This window comes from Streptomyces taklimakanensis (assembly GCF_009709575.1).
Taxonomy (GTDB): domain Bacteria; phylum Actinomycetota; class Actinomycetes; order Streptomycetales; family Streptomycetaceae; genus Streptomyces; species Streptomyces taklimakanensis.
Map to the genome: position 1 here is coordinate 4,753,669 of NZ_WIXO01000001.1, position 21,261 is coordinate 4,774,929.

The following is a 21,261-nucleotide window of genomic DNA, read 5'->3' on the forward strand; positions in this document are numbered from 1 at the left end:
GCCCGGCGGACAGGGCGGGAGCGCGCGACGGCAGATGTGTGGACGACGTACACGGCTGTCACCTCCCTCTTCCGGTCCCGGGGCGTGGCGACAACCCAACCGGACCGGACGGCGGGTGTCCACTCCTTTTCCGCGCCCCCGCGCCGGTGGGGCGCGAGCTGGACAGCCCCGCCCCGGGACCGGAGAATGACCGGTCATGGCGTCTCTGGAGTTCCGGGCGGTACCACCGCGCCCGTCGGACGAGGAACGGGAGCGTGCCATGGAGGTGCTGCGCGACGGCGCGGTCGAGGGCCGGGTCTCGCAGCACACGTTCGAGAGCCGGATGGAGATCGTCCTCACCGCCCGCAGCTCCGCCGAGATCGAGGCCGCGCTGCACGACCTGCGTCCCGGCCCGTCCGAGCCCGCGGTCCTGCGGGCCGTCGGCGCGGTCTCCGCGCTGCCGGGGCGGCTGCGGCGGGCCTGGCGGACGGCACGGCTGCCGGAACTGCTCCTGCCGCCGCCCGGACCGTACCCGATGAGCATCGGTCGGGCCCCCGGCTCGATGCTCCGGCTCAACGACGAGACGGTCTCCCGGACCCACGCGCAGCTCCACGCCTCGGCGCGGGGCTGGGTGCTGCGCGACCTCGGCTCGTCCAACGGCACGTGGGTCAACGGGCGCCGGGTGACCGGGTCGGTGAGCGTGCGTCCGGGGGACCACGTGCGGTTCGGGCGGGCCGGTTTCCGCCTGAGCGGTCGCTGACCCGCCCTCACCTCCCCGCGCGTCCGTCGCGCCGCCGCCCGGCCGGCTCCGGACGCGGGCGTCGGTGCCGCCGTGGGCGGGCGAGGCGTTCCACGGGCTGTCCACCCGCCGGCTGGCGGGGCCGGGCCGAAGCGAACGGTCCGGCGGTGGAGGGTGGTGTCGCCGTTGTCGGTGACGGTCACCTCGCCCTGGCAGCCGCTGCCCCGGTCGTCGACCTTGCGGACGACGGCGGCGCAGGTGCCCGGCGGGGCCGGAACGTTTCTCCCCTTCGACGTGTCAGAGGGGCAGCGGGTCCCGCGCCAACAGGGCGACGGGCCGCTCCTCCAACAACTCCGCCACGGCGGTGCGCCCCTCGACCTTCCGACCGTCCCAGGCCTCCCGCCACCGCCCCGGCGGCAGCTCCAGCACCGTGTCCCGCCAGCCGCCCGACTCAGCCAGCCGCAGCGACAGCCGGGTGGCCACCGCGACGACCGCCCCGGAGCGCACGAACGCCACGCAGTGCCCGGCCGCCGGCCCCTCGGCCCGCAGCGGCTCGTACGACGCCCGCGCGCCGAACCACTCCGGGTGCTCCCGCCGCAACCGCAGCACCGCCCCGGTCAGCCGCAGCTTCTCCTCCGACAGACGCTCGGACAACCCGTCGGGCGCCTCCTCGCGCCCCTCCGCGCTCTCCGGCGCGCCCGGCCGGAAGGGCGGGTACTGCGGCAGCCGCCGGTTGTCGGGGTCCACCAGCGCGACGTGGAGCCGTTCGCTGCCCAGATAGACGTCCGGCACGCCCGGCATCGCCAGGTGCAGCAGCGCCGCGCCGAGCACGTTGGCCCGCACCGCCTCCGCCACCTCCCGCGCGAACTCCGCGACCGTGTACAGCGGCGGCCCGCTCGGACCGGCCGCCGCGAACCGCTCGACGGCCTCCTCGTACGCCACGTCCGGCTCCGTCCAGGTGGTGCGCAGCCCCGTCTCCCGCACGGCCTTCAGCAGCGCGGGCACCAACCGCTCCTGGTACGGGAAGCCCATCCCGTACGCCGTCTGCCAGGCCACCCACGCCAGGTGGCGGTCGGGCGCCTCCACTCCCGCGGTGCGCGAGGTCTCCTCCGTCACCCGCTCCAACAGCTCCGCCCACCGGCCGGGGCACTCGCTCAGCACCGCGATCGCCGCCCGCACGTCCGCGCTCCGCTTGGTGTCGTGCGTGGACAGCACCGTGCCCGTGGTCGGCCAGTCGCGCTGGAGACGGGCGCAGTAGGCGTGGAACTCCTCCGGCGTCACCTGCGGGCGCCCCGGGTCCCCGCCGACCTCGGTCGCCGACAGCAGCGGCGCGTAGCGGTAGAAGGCGGTGTCCTCCTCCGACTTCGCCCGCAGCGCCGCACCGACCTGGGCGAACCGCGCGCAGAAGTCGCGCTGCGCCTCCCCGTCGCCCAGCCGGCCCAACGCCAGGTCCCGCACCACGTCCACCGAGGCCGCCTCCTCCGGCACGGCGAACGCCTCCCGCGCGCCCTCCGCCGCCTCCTCCAGCATCGCCCGGTCCTCCGCGCTCACCGGGCCGCCCACGGTGACGTACGGCCGGTACACCGGCAGCCGGACGAGCACCTCCCGGATCGCGGTGCGCAGCGCCCAGGGGGCGTGGTCGCGCAGCGCCGCGCCGGGGGCGGCCTCGCACACCGCGACGGCCGCACGGGTGAGCCGTTCGACCTCGGCGGCCAGGTCGCGGGTGACGACCTCCCGCGCGGCCCGCCGCACCGTCGGCTCCCACCCGCCGCCGGCGTCGGGGGCGACACCGGTGAAGCGGCGGTACACCTCGGTCAGCTCCGCCAGGCCCGCCGGATCCACGAACAGCCCGTCGATGTGGCGGAGCGCGTCGTAGCCGGTGGTTCCGGCGACCGGCCAGGAGACCGGAAGCCGCTCACCGGCGCCCAGGATCTTCTCCACCACCGTCCAGACGCCGCCGGTCTCCCCCTCCAGCCGCAGCAGGTACGCACCCGGATCGGCCAGTCCGTCCGGGTGGTCGATCCGCAGGCCACCGACGACGCCTTCCCGCACCAACCGCAGGACGCACGCGTGGGTGGCGGCGAAGACCTCCGGATCCTCCACGCGGACACCGATCAGGTCGGAGATGGTGAAGAACCGCCGGTAGTTCAGCTCGGTGCGGGCCAGGCGCCACCAGGCCAGCCGGTAGTGCTGGGCGTCCAGCAGCTCGGGCAGCGGCAGGTGCTCGGTGCCCTCGCGCAGCGGAAAGCGGTGGTCGTGGTAGACCAGGGTGCCGCCCCGCACCGACATCGACCCGATCTCGTCGCCCAGCCGCCCGCCGAGCACCGGCAGCAGCACGCGGCCGCCGCCCGCCTCCCAGTCGATGTCGAACCAGCGGGCGTACCGACAGGAGCGGCCCTCGCGCAGCACCTCCCACAGGGCCCTGTTCAGGTCCTCGGGGACGGGCACGCCCATGTGGTTGGGGACGATGTCGAGGACGAGGCCCATCCCGTGCTCCCGGGCGGTGCGCGCCAGCGACCGCAGGCCCTCCTCGCCGCCCAGTTCCTCGCGGACCCGGGCGTGCCCGGTCACGTCGTAGCCGTGCGAGGAGCCGGGCGGGGCCTCCAGCACCGGCGACAGGTGCAGATGGGAGACGCCGAGCGCGGCGAGGTGGGGCACCACCCGCTCGGCGGCGGCGAACGGGAACCCCGGCTGGAGCTGGAGCCGGTAGGTGGCGGTCGGCACGGCGGGCGGCGGGGAGGTCATACAGCAGCATGTTCCCGGCGCGGGGACACCGAACCCGCCGCCTGTCGGGGGACGCGACCGGCCCCGAAAGCCGCCGGCCGCGCCGAACGGGTGGTCAGGCGGGCCGCTGGAGCACCGTCAGACTGCGGTCCACCAGGGTGACCCGGGCCCCGGCCGCCACCATGGGGCCGGTGCCGGGCGGCACGCCGTCCTCCCGCGCGGTGTCCACCACCACCTGCCACTCCTTGCCGTGGCCGACGGGCACGGTGAACTCGCGCGGCGTCGGTTGGGCGTTGAACATCAGCAGGAACGAGTCGTCGGTGATCCGCTCGCCGCGCTCGCCCGGCTCGGAGATCGCGTTGCCGTTGAGGAACACCGTCAGCGCCCTGGCCTGCGCCTCCTGCCAGTCCCGCTGCGTCATCTCCTCGCCCTCGGGGGTGAACCAGGCGATGTCGGACAGCTCGTCGTGGGTGCCCTCCACCGGCCGCCCGTGGAAGAAGCGCCGCCGCCTGAAGGCCGGGTGGTCGCGGCGCATCCCGACCATGGCCTGCACGAACTCGCACAGCGGATGCTTCTCGCCCGGCTCGGGCCAGTGCACCCACGACAGCTCGCCGTCCTGACAGTAGGCGTTGTTGTTGCCCCTCTGGGTGCGGGCGAACTCGTCACCGTGGCTGAGCATCGGCACGCCCTGGGAGAGCAGCAGGGTGGCGATGAAGTTGCGCATCTGCCGGCCGCGCAGGGCGAGCACGTCCTCGTCGTCGGTGTCGCCCTCGACCCCGCAGTTCCACGAGCGGTTGTGGCTCTCGCCGTCCCGGTTGTCCTCGCCGTTGTCCTCGTTGTGCTTCTCGTTGTACGACACCAGGTCGTGGAGGGTGAAGCCGTCGTGGCAGGTGACGAAGTTGATCGAGGCCAGCGGGCGCCGCCCGTCGTCCTGGTACAGGTCGGAGGAGCCGGTCAGCCGGGAGGCGAACTCCGCCAGGGTGCGCGGTTCGCCCCGCCACAGGTCCCGCACGGTGTCCCGGTAGCGGCCGTTCCACTCCGTCCACAGCGGTGGGAAGTTCCCCACCTGGTAGCCGCCCTCGCCCACGTCCCACGGTTCGGCGATCAGCTTCACCTGACTGACCACCGGATCCTGCTGCACCAGGTCGAAGAACGACGACAGCCGGTCCACCTCGTGGAACTGGCGCGCCAGGGTGGCCGCCAGGTCGAAGCGGAAGCCGTCCACATGCATCTCGGTGACCCAGTAGCGCAGCGAGTCCATGATCAACTGGAGGACGTGCGGGGAGCGCATCAGCAGCGAGTTGCCGGTGCCGGTGGTGTCCATGTAGTACCGGGGATCGTCCGTCAGCCGGTAGTACGAGACGTTGTCCAGCCCCCGGAAGGAGAGGGTGGGCCCCAGGTGGTTGCCCTCGGCGGTGTGGTTGTAGACCACGTCGAGGATCACCTCGATGCCGGCCTGGTGGAGCGCCTTGACCGCCTGCTTGAACTCCAGCACCTGCTGGCCCCGGTCGCCCCAGGAGGCGTAGGCGTTGTGCGGGGCGAAGAAGCCGATGGTGTTGTAGCCCCAGTAGTTCGTCAGCCCGGCGTCGGCCAGCCGGTGGTCGGTGACGAACTGGTGCACCGGCATCAGCTCCAGCGCGGTGACGCCCAGCTTCGTCAGGTGCTCGATCACCGCCGGGTGGCCGAGTGCCGCGTAGGTGCCGCGCAGGTCCTCCGGCAGCTCCGGATGGAGCATGGTCAGACCCTTGACGTGGGCCTCGTAGATGACCGTCTGGTGGTAGTCCGTGCGCGGCGGACGGTCGTCCCCCCAGTCGAAGTAGGGGTTGACCACCACCGACGCCATGGTGTGCGGCGCCGAGTCCAGGTCGTTGCGCCGTTCGGGGTCGTCGAAGTGGTAGCCGTAGACCGCCTCGTCCCAGTCGATCGCCCTGCTCATCGCCCGGGCGTAGGGGTCGAGCAGCAGCTTGGCGCTGTTGCACCGCTTGCCCTTCTCCGGCTCGTACGGCCCGTGCACGCGGAAGCCGTACCGCTGGCCGGGCATCACGCCCGGCAGATAGGCGTGCCGCACGAACGCGTCGGACTCGCGCAGCTCGACGGCCGTCTCCGATCCGTCGTCGTGCAGCAGACACAACTCGATGCGTTCCGCCGCCTCCGAGAACACGGCGAAGTTCGTGCCCGCCCCGTCGTAGGTGGCACCGAGGGGATAGGCCCGTCCCGGCCAGACCTGCATGTCGACTCTTCCTGTTGCGGTCTTCCAACCGTTACCCGTTTTCGCTGAATCCTTGCCTGGATCCTTGCGCAGGAAGGGCGCCGGGGACGAACACACCATCCATCTTCCCCCGGATGAGCGTACGGGCAAAGGAACTTGGTCGGGGCATACTGCTGCGGTCCCGCCGGAGGGGGCAGTAGGCTCCTTGATCGAATCAGCGGGTCCGGAAGGCGGTGCACAGGTGAGCTCGGGAGGGCTTGAGCTCCCCCCAGGTGAGAGCGGCGGGGGCGAGAGCGGTGCCGCCGGCCCGCCCGGAACGCCGCCCGGCACGGTGTCCCTGACCCGTCCCATGGAGATCGGGGCGGACCTGGCGTGGGACGCCGGCGACTGGGCCGAGGTGCGGCAGCGCGCCCAGCGGGCGGGGCGGGCGTACATCTGGCTCAACCTCGTCGAGCAGCGGTTGCGGGCGGTCGTCGCGGCGGTGCTGCGACCGATCTACGAGCCGGTGCACGGTGAGGAGTGGGTTGTGGCGGCGGCCGGACCGGCCGGTCAGGAGTGGGTCCAGCGGGCCGTGGCCGTGCGGGAGGTCAGCCGCCGCAAGGGCTACCTGCTGGACCCGGCCGACGACACGCTGCTGTCCTTCCTGACGCTTCCGCAGCTGCGCGAGCTGGTGGTGCAGCACTGGCCCTGCTTCGAGCCGTACTTCGAGGGGCGGCGCGAACTGGAGCTGGCGCTGGACGAGCTGGAGGTGGCCCGCAGCGCCGTGGCGCGCAACCGCGCGCTGACCCCGGCCGTCCTCGCCCAGGCCGAGCGGATCTCCGCCCGGCTGCTGGACCTGTTGGGCGCCGGCCGGGACGTCCCCTCCGCCCACCGACTGCCGGTGGACGCGGTGGAGGAGCTGGTCGGGGACCGCTTCGCCGACGTCGTCGGCGTCCACCCGGACCGGGTGCGCCTCCAGCGGCAGCTTCCGGCCGAGGACCTGTTCGGCGGGGCGCGCCGGCTGGACGCCATCGGCATAGGTCTCAACCTGCTCGTCCAGAACTACTCCGGGCGGCGACTGGTGCGGCTGGCCGAGGCGGGCTGCCGGGTGCGACTGCTCTTCCTCAACCCGGCCAGCAGCACGATGCGGCGCCGGGAGCGGGAGCTGGGCCTGAAGAAGGGCGAGCTGAGCCGTTCGGTGGAGACGAACATCCTCCACGTGCGCCGGGTCCGCGCCCGGCTGCGCGACACCGACGCCTTCCAGATCCACGTCTTCGACGAGACCCCCCGCTTCACCGCCTACCTCGTCGACGGCGACGGACCGGACGGCGTCGCGGTGGTCCAGTCGTACCTGCGCCGCACCCGGGGCATGGAGGCCCCGGTGTTCGTGCTGCGCGGCGGCGGACGGGACCTGGTCCACGGCGGCCCGGGGGGCCCGGCGGGGGAGGGCGGCGAGCACGGGTTGTTCCACCTGTACCGGGAGGAGTTCGAGTCGGCCTGGACGGACTCGCGCCCGGTCTCCTGACGGGCCCGGGGCTGCCGGGCCCGTCGGACGGCGGGGCGAAAAACGGGTGCGCCGGCCGTGCGGCCCGCCCTAGGTTCGTCCCATGACCGCCCCCCGCACGGCCGGAGCCCCGGCCCACATCGCCATGTTCAGCATCGCCGCGGCGGGTCACGTGAACCCGTCCCTGGAAGTGATTCGGGAACTCGTTCGGCGGGGACACCGGGTCACCTACGCCATCCCGCCCTCCTACGCGGAGAAGATCGCGACCACCGGCGCCGAGCCGAAGACCTACACCTCCACCCTGCCGACCGACGACGACCCCGACGCCTGGGGCACGGAGCTCATCGACAACGTCGAGCCCTTCCTGGACGACGCCATCCAGGCGCTGCCGCAGCTCGCGAAGGCGTACGAGGGCGACGAGCCCGACCTCGTCCTGGCCGACATCACCTCCTACCCCGCCCGCGTCCTCGCCCACCGCTGGGGCGTGCCCCACGTCCAGCTCTCGCCGAACCTCGTCGCCTGGGAGGGCTACGAGGAGGAGGTGGCCGAGCCGATGTACGCCGAGCTCAAGCGCGACCCGCGCGGCATCGCCTACCACGAGCGCTTCGAGCGCTGGCTGGCCGAGAACGGCGTCCGGGCGGACCCGGACCGCTTCGTGGGCCGTCCCGACCGCTGTCTGGTGCTGATTCCCCGGGTACTCCAGCCCAACGCCGACCGGGTGAACGAGGACGTGTACACCTTCGTCGGCGCCTGCCAGGGCGACCGCGCCGACGAGGGGGAGTGGAAGCGCCCGGCCGGGGCCGAGAAGGTGCTGCTGGTCTCCCTCGGCTCCGCCTTCACCAAGGAGCCCGCCTTCTACCGCGAGTGCGTCGCCGCCTTCGGCGACCTGCCCGGCTGGCACGTCGTCCTCCAGATCGGCAAGCACGTCGACCCGTCCGAACTCGACCCCGACGGCCGTGGCCTGCCGGACGGCGTCGAGGTGCACTCCTGGGTGCCGCAGTTGGCGATCCTCAAGCAGGCCGACGCGTTCGTCACCCACGCGGGCGCCGGCGGCAGCCAGGAGGGCCTGGCCTGCGGGGTGCCCATGGTGGCCGTACCGCAGGCGGTGGACCAGTTCGGCAACGCCGAGATCCTCCAGAGCCTGGGCGTGGCCCGGCACCTGCCCAAGGAGGAGGCCACCGCCGCCGCGCTCCGCGCCGCCGTGACGGAGCTGGTCGACGATCCCGCCGTCGCCGAGCGGCTGCGCGCGATCCGGGCGGAGATGGCGGCCGAGGGCGGCACCCGGCGGGCGGCCGACCTGATCGAGGCGGAGCTGTCCCGAGCCGGCCGGCGGCCGGCACGGTGACCGTTGTCACACCCCGCCGCCAGACTGGGGGCATGGAACGGTACGCGGCGCTGCTGCGCGGGGTCAACGTCGGCGGGAACAGGAAGGTGCCCATGGCCGAGCTGCGCGAGGTGATGGCGGGGCTCGGCTGGGAGGACGCGCGGACCTACCTCAACAGCGGGAACGCCGTCTTCGCCGCCGGCGAGCGGGGCACCGCCGAGTTGGCGGCCGAGCTGGAGGCGGCGATCGCCGACCGCTTCGGCTTCCCCGTCCCCTGCCTGGTCCGCACCGCCGGCGAGCTGCGCGCGGCGGTCGGCGCCTGCCCGTACCCGACCGCCGACATCGACCCGACCGGGCTGCTGGTCCTCTTCCTGGACCGCGCCCCGGACACCGGCCGGCTCGCGGCGGTGGACGCGGCGGCGTACGCACCCGACGAGTTCCGGGTGGGGGAGCGCGAGCTGTACTGCCGGTTCCCGGACGGCATGGGCCGCAGCAGGCTGCCCGCCGCCCTGGAGGCGGCCTGTCGAGGCCGCACCGTCACCGGCCGCAACTGGCGCACGGTCACCCGGTTGCTGGACCGGGTCTCCTGACGGGCGACCGGGCACCCGGCCGGGCGGGTGTGCCCACCCGGCCGCCGGGCACCCGTGTCGGGGCACGGAGCAGCACGGAGCAGACCGACCGGGAGGACGACCGTGGAGAGCGCAGCGCAGGAGGAAAGGACCAGGATCGTCCTGCGTCCCACCGCGACCCCGCTGCCCCTGGGCTTCCTCGCCCTGGGCTTCGCCACCTTCCTCTTCGCCGCGCTCCAGCTCGGCTGGCTCCAGCCGTCCGAGGGACGCCTGGTGGCCGTGGCCGTGCTGGTGCTGACCGTGCCGCTGCAGCTGATGACGTCCGTGGTCGGCTTCCTGACCCGGGATCCCGGCACGGGCACGGGGATGGGTGTGCTGGCGGGCACCTGGGCCGTCGCCGCGGCCGGCACGGCCCTGACGCCTCCCGGCTCGCACAGCGACGTGCTGGGACTGGCGCTGCTCGCCTCCGCCGTCGCCCTGCTGGTGGCGGCCGCGGCGGACACCGGCAAACTCCTGGCGGCTGCCGTCGTGGCACTGGCGGCGGTCCGCTTCGCCGTCACCGGGATCGCCGAACTGACCGCCTCGTCCGGCTGGGAGCGGGCCGCCGGGGTCGTCGGCCTGGTGCTGGCGGCCCTGGCCTGCTATGCCGCCCTCGGCTTCCTCCTGGAGAACGCGTGGGGACGGACCGTGCTGCCGGTGCTGCGGAAGGAGCCGGTCGGGGACGAGCCCGGGGTGCGGCCGCGGTTGTGAGCGCGGTTGTGAGCGCGGCCCGGCCGCCGGTTCACGCGCTGACGGGCACGTCCCCGTACGCCGGCCGGCGCTCCGCCGCCTCGTCGTAGCGCCGGCCCATCAGCTCCGCCAGCTCCGGCGCGTCGCCCAGCACCGGTGCCAGCAGGTCGGCGCCCGCCTCACGGGCCCCGGCGGCGATGCGGTCCGGCAGGAAACCCGGCGCGATGACGTACGGCGCGACGGCCACGCGCCGCACGCCCGCCGCGCGCAGCTCCCGCACCGCGTCGGCGGTGCGGGGAAGGGATGCGGAGGCGAACGCAGGCCGCACGGCGCACCAACCGGAGGTGTGCCGCCACTCCCGCGCGATATCAGCGATCACTGCGATCGCCTCCGGGTCACTGGAGCCCGCCGAGGCCAGGACGACCCCGGTCGAGCCCTCGTCGCCGGGCCGTAGCCCGGCCCGGCGCAGCCGCCGTTCCAGGGCGCCGGTCAGCAGGGGGTCCGGGCCCAGGACCGCGGCCTGGCGCACCGACAGCCGCGGCAGTCGGACGGCCGCCTCGCCCAGTACCCCCGGGATGTCCGTCTTGGCGTGGAAGGCGCGGTTGAGCAGCAGGGGGAGAGCCACCACCCGTCGCGCGCCCTCCTCGTGGAGACGGGCGAGCGCCTGCGACACCGACGGCGCGTTGAAGTCCAGGTGGCCGACGGCGACCCGCAGCTCGGGGCGGAGCCGCCGCAGCCGGGCGCACAGCCTCGCCACGGTCGCCGCGTGGCGGGGGTCGCGGCTGCCGTGGGCGACGACCAGCAGGGCCGGCCGCTCACCGGGGACGCCGGGCGCGTCCGGCGAGGACGAGGGCGGGGAGGAAGCGGAGGGGAGGCGGAGGGCTCGCGCGGTTTTCACGGTTTCCACGGTTCCGCTCACCTCCGGGCCGCGGCCAGCCCGCGGTCGTGCAGCACCCGGCGCTCCACCGGGGAGAACAGGGCGGACTCCACGGCCACGCCGACGGCCAGGATCAGCACCACCGAGGCCAGGACCAGGCCCATCTCGCCACTCTGCCGGCCGGTGTCCAGCATCCGGCCGATGCCGGGCAGCGGGGTCGCCGTGATCAGCTCGGCCGTCATCAGGGCCCGCCAGCCGAACGTCCAGCCCTGCCGCAGCGCCGCCACGAAGCCGGGCAGGGCGGCGGGCACCAGGACGTGTACGGCGCCGCGCAGCCCGGTGGCACCCATCGACCGGCCCGCGCGCAGCAACAGCGGCGGCACCTGGTCCACGGCGGCCGTCACCCCGACGGCGATGGACGGCACGGCGCCCAGCAGCACCACGGCGTACACCGCGCCCTCGGAGTTGCCCAGCGCGATCACCGCCACCGGCACCAGCGCGGCGGCGGGCAGGGACTGCACGGCCGACAGGATCGGGCCCAGCACCGTGCGCAGCGGCGCCGTCCTCGTCAACAGCAGTCCCAGCGGGACGCCGATGGCCACGGAGGCGGCGAAACCGAGCAGACAGCGCAGCAGGCTGTGGCCGAGCGCGGGCAGCAGGGTGCCGTTCGACCAGGCGCCGGTCAGCTCTCCCCACACCGCGGCGGGGGCGGGCAGCGTCGCCGACCAGCCCAGCGCGTGGACCGACTGCCACAGCGCCAGTACCAGGGCGACGGCCGTCAGCGGCGGCGCGATCTTGGCCAGCACCCGACGCGAGCCGGCCGCCGTCGCGGACGGGGACGACTCCAGGGCGTCCAGACCGGACGCCATCTCGTCGGCGCCGTCGGCCCCGTCGGTCCTGTCGGTGCCGCCGGGTTCGTCGTCCGTCGGCCGTCGGGGGTCCCGGCGGGAGTCCTCGGTGTCAGTGGCGGGCATGGCGGACGATCTCCTCGTGCAGGTGGCCGGTGATCTCCCGGGCGAGGGAGGTGACGCCGGAGTCCTCGATGCGGCGGGGGTAGGGGAGGTCGACCTCCCACTCGCGGGCCACGCGCCCCGGCCGGGAGGAGAGCAGCACGACCCGCCGGCCCAGCCGCACCGCCTCGCGCACGTTGTGCGTGACGAACAGGACGGTCAGCTCCCGCTCGCGCCACACCCGGGTCAGCTCCTCGTGGAGCAGGTCGCGGGTGATGGCGTCCAGCGCGGCGAACGGCTCGTCCATCAACAGCACCCGACTGCCCTGCGCCAGGGAGCGCGCCAGTGCCACGCGTTGCCGCATCCCACCGGAGAGCTGGTGGATCCGTTTGCCGTAGGCGTCCGGCAGCCGCACCAGTCGCAGCAGTTCCTCGGCGCGCTCGCGCCGTTCGCCCCTGGGCACCCCGGCCAGCTTCAGGGCCAGTTCGACGTTGCGGCCCGCGCTCAGCCAGGGGAAGAGCGCGTGGTCCTGGAACATCAGCGCCGGACGGCCGTGGGCCACCCGCACCTCGCCGGAGGTGGGTCGGTCCAGACCGGCGACCAGGTTGAGCAGCGTGGACTTGCCGCACCCGGAGGCGCCCAGCAGACAGACGAACTCCCCGGGCGCCACCGTCAGACCGATGTCGTCCAGCACCTGCTGGCGGGCGCGGGGGGAGGAGCCGAAGGACTTCGAGACGTGGTCGAGGCGTACCGCGTACGGGCGGTGCTGCCCGGCCCCGGCATCGGTGACGGACGGTGCCGGGGTGGGGGTGGCGAGGTCGGTGGACACGGTCGGGTCCTCTCGTGGTCCGCCACCCTGGGCGGGCGGCTACGGCAGGGGCGAGCCGGCGTGAGCGGCCGGGACGTGCGGGATGTACCGGGCGAACCGAATGAACCGGGCGGTGTGCGGCAGCGGGGTTCTCGGAGTCATCGGCGGCGACCCGCCAGTCCGCCCTGCCCGCTGCCCCGGGCGCCGCTGCCGATGCGGCCGCCCGTGAGGTCGAACGTCGAAAAGGCGTCGAAGACGTCGAAGGTGTCGAAGGCGACGCCGGCATCGACGGTGGTGCCGCGGCGTCCCGCGCGGTCAGAAGTCCCATCCGTCGTCCTCCGCGCCGTCCTTCGCGGCGGCCCGGGTTGCCTTCGCGGCCTCGGCGAAGGCGTCGCCGGACATGCCCGCGGTGAGGGTGGCGCCGTCGGCCGGGTCGATCAGCAGGAACGATCCGGTGCGGCGGGAGACGGCGTAGGGGTCCAACGGCAGCGGCTCGGCGGTGCGGAGCCGCACCCGGCCGATGTCGTTGGCCACCAGTTCGCCGGGCTCGGGGTGGGGCGAGAGGTCGTCCAGGGTCAGTCGGGAGGGGATCTCCTTGACGATCGCCTTGACGGTGCGGGTGGCGTGCTTGAGCAGCACCCGCTGTCCCACCCGCAGCGGGGTGTCGTGCAGGTGGCAGACGGTGGCGGTGACGTCCTGGCCGGTGGCCGGGGCGTCGTCGGCCGGGGCGATCAGGTCGCCGCGGGAGACGTCGAGGTCGTCGGCCAGGTGGACGGTGACCGACTGCGGCGCCCAGGCGGCGGCCACGGACCGGCCGAGCGCGTCGATGGCGGTGACGGTGGAGGTCCGGCCGGAGGGCAGGACGGTCACCCGCTGTCCGACGCGCAGCACGCCGGAGGCGATCTGGCCCGCGTAGCCCCGGTAGTCGGGGTGCTCGGCGGTCTGCGGACGGATGACGTACTGGACGGGGAAGCGGGCCACGTCCCGCTCGGGGTCGTGGGCGACCTCGACGGTCTCCAGGTGCTCCAGGACGGTCGGGCCGCTGTACCAGTCCGTGTGGGCCGAGGGCGTCACCACGTTGTCGCCCAGCAGCGCCGAGATGGGGATGGCGGTGATCTCCGGGACGCCCAGGGAGGCGGCGTAGGAGGTGAACTCGGCGGCGATGGCCGAGAAGACGGCCTCGTCGTAGTCCACCAGGTCCATCTTGTTGACGGCCAGCACCACGTGCGGCACGCGCAGCAGGGCGGCGACCGCGGCGTGCCGGCGGGTCTGCTCGACCACGCCGTTGCGGGCGTCCACCAGGATGACGGCCAGTTCGGCGGTGGAGGCGCCGGTGACCATGTTGCGGGTGTACTGCACGTGGCCGGGGGTGTCGGCCAGGATGAACCGGCGGCGGGGCGTGGCGAAGTAACGGTAGGCCACGTCGATGGTGATGCCCTGCTCCCGCTCGGCGCGCAGGCCGTCGGTCAGCAGCGCCAGGTCCGGGCCCTCGGCGCCGCGGCTGCGGGAGGCGTGCTCGACGGCCTCCAACTGGTCGGCCAGCACCGACTTGGAGTCGTGCAGCAATCTTCCCACCAGGGTGGACTTGCCGTCGTCCACGCTTCCGGCGGTGGCGAAGCGCAGCAGCGAGGTCGCCGAGGTCGCCGAGAGCGTCTCGGCGACGGCGCTCGCGACGTCGGCGGAGCCGGTGGTGGCGGGGGTGGTGCCGGTGGTCATCGTCAGAAGTACCCTTCGCGCTTGCGGTCCTCCATGGCGGCCTCCGACAGCTTGTCGTCGGCCCTGGTCGCACCGCGCTCGGTGAGTCGGGAGGCCGCGATCTCCGCGATGACCTGCTCGATGGTGACCGCGTCGGAGTCCACCGCGCCGGTGCAGGACATGTCGCCGACGGTGCGGTAGCGCACCTGGCGCACCTCCACCGCCTCGCCGTCCTTCGGGCCGCCCCACTCGCCCGGCGCCAGCCACATGCCGTCTCGGCGGAAGACCTCACGGGTGTGGGCGTAGTAGATGGCGGGCAGCTCGATCTTCTCCCGCGCGATGTACTGCCACACGTCCAGCTCGGTCCAGTTCGACAGCGGGAACACGCGCACGTGCTCGCCCGGCGCGTGGCGACCGTTGTAGAGCTGCCACAGCTCCGGCCGCTGCCGGCGCGGGTCCCAGCCGCCGAACTCGTCGCGCAGGGAGAACACCCGCTCCTTGGCGCGGGCCTTCTCCTCGTCGCGCCGGCCGCCGCCGAAGACCGCGTCGAACCGGTTCGTCTCGATGGCGTGCAGCAGCGGCACCGTCTGCAGCGGGTTGCGGGTGCCGTCGGGGCGCTCGCGCAGCTCGCCGCGGTCGATGAACTCCTGCACCGACGCCACGTGCAGGCGCAGCCGGTGCTCGGCCACCACCCGGTCCCGGTAGTCGATGACCTCGGGGAAGTTGTGTCCGGTGTCCACGTGCAGCAGGGCGAAGGGCACCGGCGCCGGGGCGAACGCCTTCAGCGCCAGGTGCAGCATCACGATGGAGTCCTTGCCGCCGGAGAACAGGATCACCGGACGCTCGAACTCCCCGGCCACCTCGCGGAAGATGTGCACCGCCTCCGACTCCAGCGCGTCCAGGTGGCTCAGCGCGCGGGGGCGACTTCGGTCGGCGGAGGGGGAGGTGGAGTCGGTGCCGGTGCCTCCGGCGACGTCGGCGACGGCCGTCATGCCATGCCCCTTTCGCTCTCGTGCCTGCGGATCGTGACGTTCACACCAGACCCCTCTCGCCCAGCAGCGCGTACAGCCTCGCGGCGGAGTCCTCGACCGTCTCGGTGTGCGCCTCGATCCGCAGGTCCGGATCGGCCGGCTCCTCGTACGGGTCGTCGACCCCGGTCAGTCCGGAGAGCCTGCCCTGGGCCTGCCGGGCGTACAACCCCTTGACGTCGCGCTCGGAGCAGACCTCGACCGGGGTGGCCACGTGCACCTCCAGGTACGCCGTGCCCTCGGTCTGATGGCGCTTGCGCACCGCCTCCCGACTGTCGGCGTACGGGGCGATCACCGGCACCAGGACCTTGACGCCGTTGGAGGCCAGCAGTTCGGCGACGAAGCCGATCCGCCGCACGTTGGTGTCGCGGTCCTCGCGGGAGAAGCCCAGGCCGGCGGAGAGGAACTCCCTGATCTCGTCGCCGTCCAGCACCTCCGTCCGGTGCCCCTCGGCGCGCAGCCGTTCGGCCAGCGCGCGGGCGATGGTGGTCTTGCCCGCGCTGGGCAGGCCGGTGAGCCAGATCGTGGCTCCCGTGGCCGTCCCGGGCGTCGCGCCGGTTCCGTCGCCGCCGGAGGCGGTGGCCCCGCTCATCTGCCGCTCCTCAACTGTCTGGACCTGTCCGGTCGTGGGGTTCTCCGTCAGCCGTGCAGTCCGCACTCGGTCTTGGCGCGCCCGGACCAGCGTCCGGCCCGGGCGTCCTCGCCCTCCGACACCCGCCGGGTGCAGGGCGCGCAGCCGATGGAGGGGTAGCCGTCCATCAGCAGCGGGTTGGTGAGCACGCCGTGCTCGTCGACGTACCGGTCGACATCGTCCTGCGTCCAGCGGGCGATGGGCGAGACCTTGACCTTGCCCCGCTTCTCGTCCCAGCCGACGACCGGGGTGTTCGCCCGGGTCGGGGACTCGTCGCGGCGCAGACCGGTGGCCCAGGCGTCGTACTTCTCCAGGCCCGCCCGGAGCGGTCCGACCTTGCGCAGGGCGCAGCACAGGTCGGGGTCGCGGTCGTGGAGGCGCGGACCGTACTCGGCGTCCTGCTCGGCGACGGTCTGACGGGGCGTGAGCGTGACGACGTTGACGTCCATCACGGCGGCGACGGCGTCGCGGGTGCCGATGGTCTCCGGGAAGTGGTAGCCGGTGTCCAGGAAGACCACGTCGACCCCGGGCAGCACGCGCGAGGCGAGGTGCGCGACCACGGCGTCCTCCATGGAGGACGTCACGCAGAAGCGCGGGCCGAAGGTGTCGGCGGCCCACCGCAGGATCTCCAGCGCCGGGGCGTCCTCCAGGTCGCGGCCCGCGTCCTCGGCCAGCCGGCGCAGCGCGTCGGCGCCCGGCCGCGAGGTGTGCCGGGTCCGGGTGGTGTTCATCGTGTGGGGTCCCCCTCATCACCGGTGCCGGGCCGCCGCAGACCGGCGGCCAGCAGTCCGAGGAACGAAAGCTTGAAGGCGCGGTTGCAGGCGGCGCACTCCCAGGCGCCGTGACCGCCCGCCTCGGACGGCCGCAGGTCCTCGTCGCCGCAGTACGGGCAGTGGAACGGCACGGCCCGCTCGCTCACTTGAGGGCCCCCTCGTCGGCGCGTGCCGCCCACTGGGCGAACCGTTCGCCGTCCTGCCGCTCGGCGCGGTAGCGGGTCAGGACGCGTTCGATGTAGTCGGGCAGCTCGGCGGCGGTGACCTTCAGGCCGCGGACCTTCCGGCCGAAGGCCGGGTCCAGACCGAGCGAGCCCCCCAGGTGCACCTGGTAGCCCTCCACCTGGTTGCCGTCCGCGTCGGTGACGAGCTGCCCCTTGAGGCCGATGTCGGCGGTCTGGATGCGGGCGCAGGAGTTGGGGCAGCCGTTGACGTTGATGGTGACCGGCTCGTCGAAGTCCGGCAGGCGGCGTTCCAGTTCGTCGATGAGCGAGGAGGCGCGGCCCTTGGTCTCGACGATGGCCAGCTTGCAGAACTCGATGCCGGTGCAGGCCATGGTGCCGCGCCGGAAGACGGACGGCTCCGTGGTCAGGTCCAGTGCCTCCAGGCCCGCCGTCAGGGAGGCCACCCGGTCCTCGGTCACGTCGAGGATGATCATCTTCTGCTCGGGGGTGGTCCGCACCCGGCCCGAGCCGTGGGCCTCCGCCAGGTCCGCGATCTTGGTCAGGGTGGCGCCGTCGACGCGGCCCACGCGCGGGGCGAAGCCGACGTAGAAGCGGCCGTCCTTCTGGGCGTGGACGCCGACGTGGTCGCGCCAGCGCTGGGAGGGGAACTCGGGCGCGGGACCGTCGGCCAGCTTCCGCTTCAGGTACTCGTCCTCCAGCACCCGCCGGAACTTCTCCGGGCCCCAGTCGGCGACGAGGAACTTCAGCCGGGCGCGGTTGCGCAGCCGGCGGTAGCCGTGGTCGCGGAAGATCGACACGATGCCCTCGTGGACGTCGGGCACGTCCTCCTCGGGCACCCAGGCGCCCAGCCGGACGCCGAACTTGGGGTTGGTGGACAGGCCGCCGCCCACCCACACGTCGAAGCCGGGGCCCAGCTCGGGGTGGCGGACGCCCACGAAGGACACGTCGTTGATCTCGTGGGCCACGTCCAGCAGCGGGGAGCCGGAGATCGCCGTCTTGAACTTGCGCGGCAGGTTCGAGTAGGCCGGGTTGCCGACGACGCGGCGCTTGGTCTCCTCCAGCGCGGCGGTGCCGTCGATGATCTCGTCGGCGGCGATCCCGGCGACCGGTGAGCCGAGGAAGGCGCGCGGGGTGTCGCCGCACGCCTCGGTCGTGGACAGGCCGACGGCCTCCAGACGGCGCCAGATCTCCGGGACGTCCTCGATCCGGATCCAGTGGAACTGGACGTTCTGCCGGTCGGTGACGTCGGCGGTACCCCGGGCGAACTCCTGGGAGATCTCGCCGATGACGCGCAGCTGTTCGGTGGTCAGCCGTCCGCCGTCGATGCGGACGCGCATCATGAAGTACTCGTCCTCCAGCTCCTCCGGCTCCAGGACGGCCGTCCGGCCGCCGTCGATACCGGGGCGGCGCTGGGTGTACAGGCCCCACCAGCGCATCCGGCCGCGCAGGTCGTTGGGGTCGATGGAGTCGAAACCGGTGCGGGAGTAGATCGTCTCAATGCGTGTCCGCACATTGAGACCGTCGTCGTCCTTCTTGAACTGCTCGTTGCCGTTGAGCGGGGTGAAGTGCCCGGCGGCCCACTGTCCCTCGCCGCGGTGGCGGCCGGCCTTGCGGCGGGTCGGGGCGGCGCTGGCAGGCTTGGTGGTGTCGGCCATGGCGGTGTTGACGTCCTTCACTGGACTCGGCTGCGCTGGATGCGGCCCGGGTCCGTCCGGGCGCGCCGAGGTGCGCGGCCCCGAGGACGGACGCGAGACGGAGGGGGCGCCGGCCCGCGACGACGAGGGCGGCGGAGGTGCGGCGGTGCTGGGACTGTCAGCCCGCCGGACAGATGGCGCTGGACATGCGGCCGAGGTCGACGTGTCGTCGACTCACCAAGGCGATTCCAGCTCTGGACATGGCAGAAGCGTGGCACGCGAATCTCGCGACAGTCCACCGCTATCCACGATCCGGACAGCAATGTCCCGCTGTGCGAGACAGTGTGGTGCCGGTCACATCGATTTCACGTCACCGGGCCACGGTGCGGACCCCCGCGGGAGCCACCGTGGAGGCCACCGCGGGATTCGCCGTGGGGCCGGCCCCCGGCCACGGTCCGGGTGTCGGCACGGCGGGCTCCACGGTGACCTCGGTGCGGAAGAGCCGGAAGCCGCGCCGCTCGTAGTTGGCCAACGCGTGGGGGCCGTCCTTGCTGCACGTGTGCAGCCACACCCGCCGGGTGGGCTCCCGCTCCGGCCGGCGCTCCGCCAGGTCCCAGGCGCGGGCGGTTCCGTACGACAGCAGGTGGCCGCCGATCCCCCGGCCGCGGAAGGCGGGGATCAGGCCGAAGTGGACGATCTCCACCACGCCCTCCGGCCGGCCCTCCAGTTCGATGTAGCCGGCCGGGGTGCCGCGCTCGTACGCCACCCACGTCTCCACGTCGGGGCGGTCCAGGAACGTCCGCCACCGCGCGTACGTCCACTCCAGCCGGTCCGTCCACAGGACGTCCCCGCCGACGGCGGTGTAGAGGAAGCGGCTGAACTCGGGGCTGGGGATCTCCGCCCGGACGATCCGGACGTCGGACTCGGGGTCCGGGATCCGGGCGGGGGAGAGGTCGTGGGGCGAGGTCTGCTCAAGCGACCAGGTGGTGACGGTGACGGTTCCGCTCATGCCGGGAAGTGAAACACGCCGGTTCCGGCAACCGGGCCGGGGCCCCGGGCCCGGTGGGACGCGGCCGGTCCTCGGGGGGAAGTCGGCAGGCCACGGTGCGAGTCGCACCCCGTCGGCCGGATACGTTGGGATCGTGCAACCGGCCCCGTCATCCTCGAAGCGCTCCTCCACCCGCACCCTGCGCAGGGCCCGCGTCCTGTACCGCGACGTCCCCAAACGGCGACTCGCCTGGCTGCTGCTGAAGGACACCGTCAACTCCTGCATGGAGTACCGCGTCCTCGGGCTCGCGGCGGAGGCCGCGTTCTTCACCCTGCTGTCTCTGCCGCCGCTGTTGCTGGGGCTCATCGGCCTGCTCGGCTACCTCGACGCCTGGATCGGCATCGACACCATCGCCGGTGTCCGCGCCAACCTCCTGGACGCCTCCGCGGCCGTCCTCTCCGACCGGGGCGTCAGCCAGCTCGCCGAGCCGCTGGTCGACGACGTGATCGAGGGCGGACGGCCCGATGTCATCTCCTTCGGCTTCGCGTTGGCCCTGTGGTCCGGCTCGCGCGCGGTGACCGTCTTCATCGACACCATCACCGTGATGTACGGGCTCGACGGGCACCGCGGCATCGTCGCCACCCGGCTGCTGGCCTTCGGCCTCTACCTGGTGGCCCTGCCGCTGGGAGCCGTCGCCCTGCCCCTGATGATCGTCGGGCCGGACGCGGTGGTGGGGTGGATGCCCCAGGTGGAGCCGCTGGTCGCGATCTTCTACTGGCCCGTGGTGGTGGTGCTCTCCGTCGTCTTCCTCACCACGCTCTACCACGTCTCGGTGCCCGTCCGCTCGCCCTGGGTGGAGGACGTGCCCGGCTCGCTGGTCGCGCTGTTGATGTGGATCCTGGGCAGCGTCCTGCTCCGGATCTACCTCGTCCGCACCGTCGAGGGCCCGTCGCTGTACGGGTCGCTGGCCGCGCCGGTGGCCGTGCTGCTGTGGATCGGTGTCTTCGCCTTCGCCGTGCTGGTCGGCGCGGCCGTCAACGCCGCCATCGACCATGTGTGGCCCTCGGTCACCACCGCCGCCGCCCGCCGCGCCAGCGAGCGGGCCCGTGAGCAGGCCGCCGCCGAGGTCATCGCCGCCGCGGCGGCGCGCCGCGCGAAACAGGAGGCGGGGGGCGGCGAGGACGGGGAGGCGGAGGAGCCGCCCGCGGAGTTCCCCGAGCGCTGGACGAAGTTCCTGCCTCCGGCCGACGTGCGCTCCCGGCTGCGCTCCCGGCGTCGGGGGTGACGGCGCCGCCCGGCGGGCGCCCCGCCGGGCGCCCGCCGGTACCGGCCGTTCGGGTCAGCCGCTCGCGCCGCTCTCCCGACGGGCCCGGCTCCCCTTGCCGCCCTTCCTGCCGAGAGCCAGGAGGGCCAGGCCGAGGAGGAAGACGATTCCTCCGGTGATCACATTGGTGAGGATCGTCCGGGTGGTGTCCACGTTGCCCGTCACCAACCACGGCGAGAGGACCGTCCAGGCGCCGATCGCGCACACGGCCATGCTCAGGCCGTGGGTCCGCTCGAACGCCATGGCGAGTCCCAGGCCGATCACGGCGAGGGTGATGCCGGTGACGAAGTTGTTGACGGTCAGCGCGTTGAACCGGGTGAACCCCACGATCCATGGCGACAGCAGCAGGAAGACGCCGGCCAGCATGGTCAGCGCCTCCAGCCCCTGTGCCGTCGGCGTCGCCGCCGCCTGCGCGTAGCGTGCGCGCATCTCCCTCAGGTCGGGGTGTTCCTCGATGCGCGACGTGGGTGTGGCCATCTGAGCCACCTCCTCGGAGAGCTTCCCGATACAAGTCAATTTTCACCCTTATGTCGCATTCTGTCTCCCTCGGTCTCCTCCATCGCGGCCGCTGTTTTCCCGACGTCCCCTGACCCTCTGGCCCCTCACACCCCT

At 73.4% G+C, this 21,261-nt stretch carries 20 protein-coding genes; 6 read left to right on the forward strand and 14 right to left on the reverse strand.

Features of this window, described 5'->3' with window-relative positions; genetic code table 11:
- The first annotated feature begins 196 nt into the window (after positions 1-196).
- Positions 197-739 carry a DUF1707 and FHA domain-containing protein gene (locus F0L17_RS20895; protein ID WP_155072252.1) on the forward strand — a complete coding sequence of 181 codons (543 nt, stop codon included), beginning with the start codon at positions 197-199 and terminating at the stop codon, positions 737-739.
- A 276-nt stretch (positions 740-1,015) separates the two neighbouring features.
- Here F0L17_RS20895 and treY read toward each other — a convergent pair whose 3' ends face one another.
- A complete protein-coding gene (gene treY, locus F0L17_RS20900) occupies positions 1,016-3,463 on the reverse strand; it encodes a malto-oligosyltrehalose synthase (protein ID WP_155072253.1) in 2,448 nt (815 codons plus the stop codon).
- A 94-nt stretch (positions 3,464-3,557) separates the two neighbouring features.
- Entirely contained in the window at positions 3,558-5,672 is a 2,115-nt protein-coding gene (gene glgX / locus F0L17_RS20905; protein ID WP_155072254.1) for a glycogen debranching protein GlgX, read from the reverse strand.
- Positions 5,673-5,892: 220 nt separating this feature from the next.
- Here glgX and F0L17_RS20910 point away from each other — a divergent pair, with 220 nt between their 5' ends.
- The 4 genes from F0L17_RS20910 (at position 5,893) to F0L17_RS20925 (ending at position 9,777) form a co-directional block, all read left to right on the forward strand.
- Positions 5,893-7,155: an SAV2148 family HEPN domain-containing protein gene (locus F0L17_RS20910; protein ID WP_162466510.1), complete on the forward strand. Its 1,263-nt coding sequence runs from the start codon at positions 5,893-5,895 to the stop codon at positions 7,153-7,155.
- Between the two features lie 82 nt (positions 7,156-7,237).
- Positions 7,238-8,479: a macrolide-inactivating glycosyltransferase gene (gene mgt / locus F0L17_RS20915; protein WP_155072256.1), complete on the forward strand. Its 1,242-nt coding sequence runs from the start codon at positions 7,238-7,240 to the stop codon at positions 8,477-8,479.
- A 32-nt stretch (positions 8,480-8,511) separates the two neighbouring features.
- On the forward strand, positions 8,512-9,048 hold the full coding sequence (locus F0L17_RS20920) for a DUF1697 domain-containing protein (protein ID WP_155072257.1): 537 nt from the start codon (positions 8,512-8,514) through the stop codon (positions 9,046-9,048).
- 102 nt (positions 9,049-9,150) lie between these two features.
- Entirely contained in the window at positions 9,151-9,777 is a 627-nt protein-coding gene (locus tag F0L17_RS20925) for a GPR1/FUN34/YaaH family transporter (protein ID WP_155072258.1), read from the forward strand.
- 31 nt (positions 9,778-9,808) lie between these two features.
- Here the strand turns inward: F0L17_RS20925 and F0L17_RS20930 are convergent, their stop codons facing one another.
- The 11 genes from F0L17_RS20930 to F0L17_RS20975 all read right to left on the reverse strand — a co-directional run bounded on the left by F0L17_RS20930 (position 9,809) and on the right by F0L17_RS20975 (position 19,346).
- Positions 9,809-10,561: a sirohydrochlorin chelatase gene (locus tag F0L17_RS20930; protein WP_155073952.1), complete on the reverse strand. Its 753-nt coding sequence runs from the start codon at positions 10,559-10,561 to the stop codon at positions 9,809-9,811.
- A 110-nt stretch (positions 10,562-10,671) separates the two neighbouring features.
- The gene (locus F0L17_RS20935; protein ID WP_155072259.1) at positions 10,672-11,607 is read right to left on the reverse strand and encodes an ABC transporter permease; all 936 of its coding nucleotides are present in this window, start codon (positions 11,605-11,607) and stop codon (positions 10,672-10,674) included.
- Positions 11,594-12,412, reverse strand: a complete 819-nt coding sequence (locus F0L17_RS20940; protein ID WP_162466511.1) for an ATP-binding cassette domain-containing protein — start codon at positions 12,410-12,412, stop codon at positions 11,594-11,596. The genes F0L17_RS20935 and F0L17_RS20940 overlap by 14 nt, the downstream gene beginning before the upstream one ends.
- Before the next feature lie 294 nt (positions 12,413-12,706).
- A complete protein-coding gene (locus F0L17_RS20945) occupies positions 12,707-14,107 on the reverse strand; it encodes a sulfate adenylyltransferase subunit 1 (protein WP_155072260.1) in 1,401 nt (466 codons plus the stop codon).
- 2 nt (positions 14,108-14,109) lie between these two features.
- Complete coding sequence (gene cysD / locus F0L17_RS20950) at positions 14,110-15,078, reverse strand: sulfate adenylyltransferase subunit CysD (RefSeq protein ID WP_155072261.1); 969 nt, start codon at positions 15,076-15,078, stop codon at positions 14,110-14,112.
- Between the two features lie 40 nt (positions 15,079-15,118).
- Positions 15,119-15,706, reverse strand: a complete 588-nt coding sequence (gene cysC / locus F0L17_RS20955) for an adenylyl-sulfate kinase (RefSeq protein ID WP_155072262.1) — start codon at positions 15,704-15,706, stop codon at positions 15,119-15,121.
- Positions 15,707-15,753: 47 nt separating this feature from the next.
- Positions 15,754-16,476, reverse strand: coding sequence for a phosphoadenylyl-sulfate reductase (locus tag F0L17_RS20960; RefSeq protein ID WP_155072263.1), 723 nt, complete (start codon positions 16,474-16,476; stop codon positions 15,754-15,756).
- Positions 16,473-16,664 carry a hypothetical protein gene (locus tag F0L17_RS20965; RefSeq protein WP_155072264.1) on the reverse strand — a complete coding sequence of 64 codons (192 nt, stop codon included), beginning with the start codon at positions 16,662-16,664 and terminating at the stop codon, positions 16,473-16,475. Before F0L17_RS20965 ends, F0L17_RS20960 begins: the two co-directional genes overlap by 4 nt.
- A complete protein-coding gene (locus F0L17_RS20970) occupies positions 16,661-18,358 on the reverse strand; it encodes a nitrite/sulfite reductase (RefSeq protein WP_155072265.1) in 1,698 nt (565 codons plus the stop codon). The genes F0L17_RS20965 and F0L17_RS20970 overlap by 4 nt, the downstream gene beginning before the upstream one ends.
- Positions 18,359-18,515: 157 nt before the next feature.
- Positions 18,516-18,599, reverse strand: coding sequence for a putative leader peptide (locus F0L17_RS28355; RefSeq protein ID WP_309471194.1), 84 nt, complete (start codon positions 18,597-18,599; stop codon positions 18,516-18,518).
- A 108-nt stretch (positions 18,600-18,707) separates the two neighbouring features.
- Positions 18,708-19,346 carry a GNAT family N-acetyltransferase gene (locus tag F0L17_RS20975; protein ID WP_155072266.1) on the reverse strand — a complete coding sequence of 213 codons (639 nt, stop codon included), beginning with the start codon at positions 19,344-19,346 and terminating at the stop codon, positions 18,708-18,710.
- A 133-nt stretch (positions 19,347-19,479) separates the two neighbouring features.
- Between F0L17_RS20975 and F0L17_RS20980 the strand changes: the two genes are divergently transcribed.
- Positions 19,480-20,610 (forward strand): YihY/virulence factor BrkB family protein, encoded by a 1,131-nt coding sequence (locus F0L17_RS20980; RefSeq protein ID WP_338018159.1) that lies wholly within the window; start codon positions 19,480-19,482, stop codon positions 20,608-20,610.
- 54 nt (positions 20,611-20,664) lie between these two features.
- Here the strand turns inward: F0L17_RS20980 and F0L17_RS20985 are convergent, their stop codons facing one another.
- Complete coding sequence (locus tag F0L17_RS20985; protein ID WP_155072268.1) at positions 20,665-21,126, reverse strand: SPW repeat protein; 462 nt, start codon at positions 21,124-21,126, stop codon at positions 20,665-20,667.
- Positions 21,127-21,261 lie beyond the last annotated feature (135 nt).

Coding starts and splice junctions, on each gene's coding strand:
- F0L17_RS20895 (WP_155072252.1), top strand. CDS start 197: ATGGCGTCTCTGGAGTTCCGGGCGGTACCACCGCGCCCGTCGGACGAG.
- treY (WP_155072253.1), bottom strand. CDS start 3,463: ATGACCTCCCCGCCGCCCGCCGTGCCGACCGCCACCTACCGGCTCCAG.
- glgX (WP_155072254.1), bottom strand. CDS start 5,672: ATGCAGGTCTGGCCGGGACGGGCCTATCCCCTCGGTGCCACCTACGAC.
- mgt (WP_155072256.1), top strand. CDS start 7,238: ATGACCGCCCCCCGCACGGCCGGAGCCCCGGCCCACATCGCCATGTTC.
- F0L17_RS20920 (WP_155072257.1), top strand. CDS start 8,512: ATGGAACGGTACGCGGCGCTGCTGCGCGGGGTCAACGTCGGCGGGAAC.
- F0L17_RS20935 (WP_155072259.1), bottom strand. CDS start 11,607: ATGCCCGCCACTGACACCGAGGACTCCCGCCGGGACCCCCGACGGCCG.
- F0L17_RS20945 (WP_155072260.1), bottom strand. CDS start 14,107: ATGACCACCGGCACCACCCCCGCCACCACCGGCTCCGCCGACGTCGCG.
- cysD (WP_155072261.1), bottom strand. CDS start 15,078: ATGACGGCCGTCGCCGACGTCGCCGGAGGCACCGGCACCGACTCCACC.
- cysC (WP_155072262.1), bottom strand. CDS start 15,706: ATGAGCGGGGCCACCGCCTCCGGCGGCGACGGAACCGGCGCGACGCCC.
- F0L17_RS20960 (WP_155072263.1), bottom strand. CDS start 16,476: ATGAACACCACCCGGACCCGGCACACCTCGCGGCCGGGCGCCGACGCG.
- F0L17_RS20970 (WP_155072265.1), bottom strand. CDS start 18,358: ATGGCCGACACCACCAAGCCTGCCAGCGCCGCCCCGACCCGCCGCAAG.
- F0L17_RS28355 (WP_309471194.1), bottom strand. CDS start 18,599: ATGTCCAGAGCTGGAATCGCCTTGGTGAGTCGACGACACGTCGACCTC.
- F0L17_RS20975 (WP_155072266.1), bottom strand. CDS start 19,346: ATGAGCGGAACCGTCACCGTCACCACCTGGTCGCTTGAGCAGACCTCG.
- F0L17_RS20985 (WP_155072268.1), bottom strand. CDS start 21,126: ATGGCCACACCCACGTCGCGCATCGAGGAACACCCCGACCTGAGGGAG.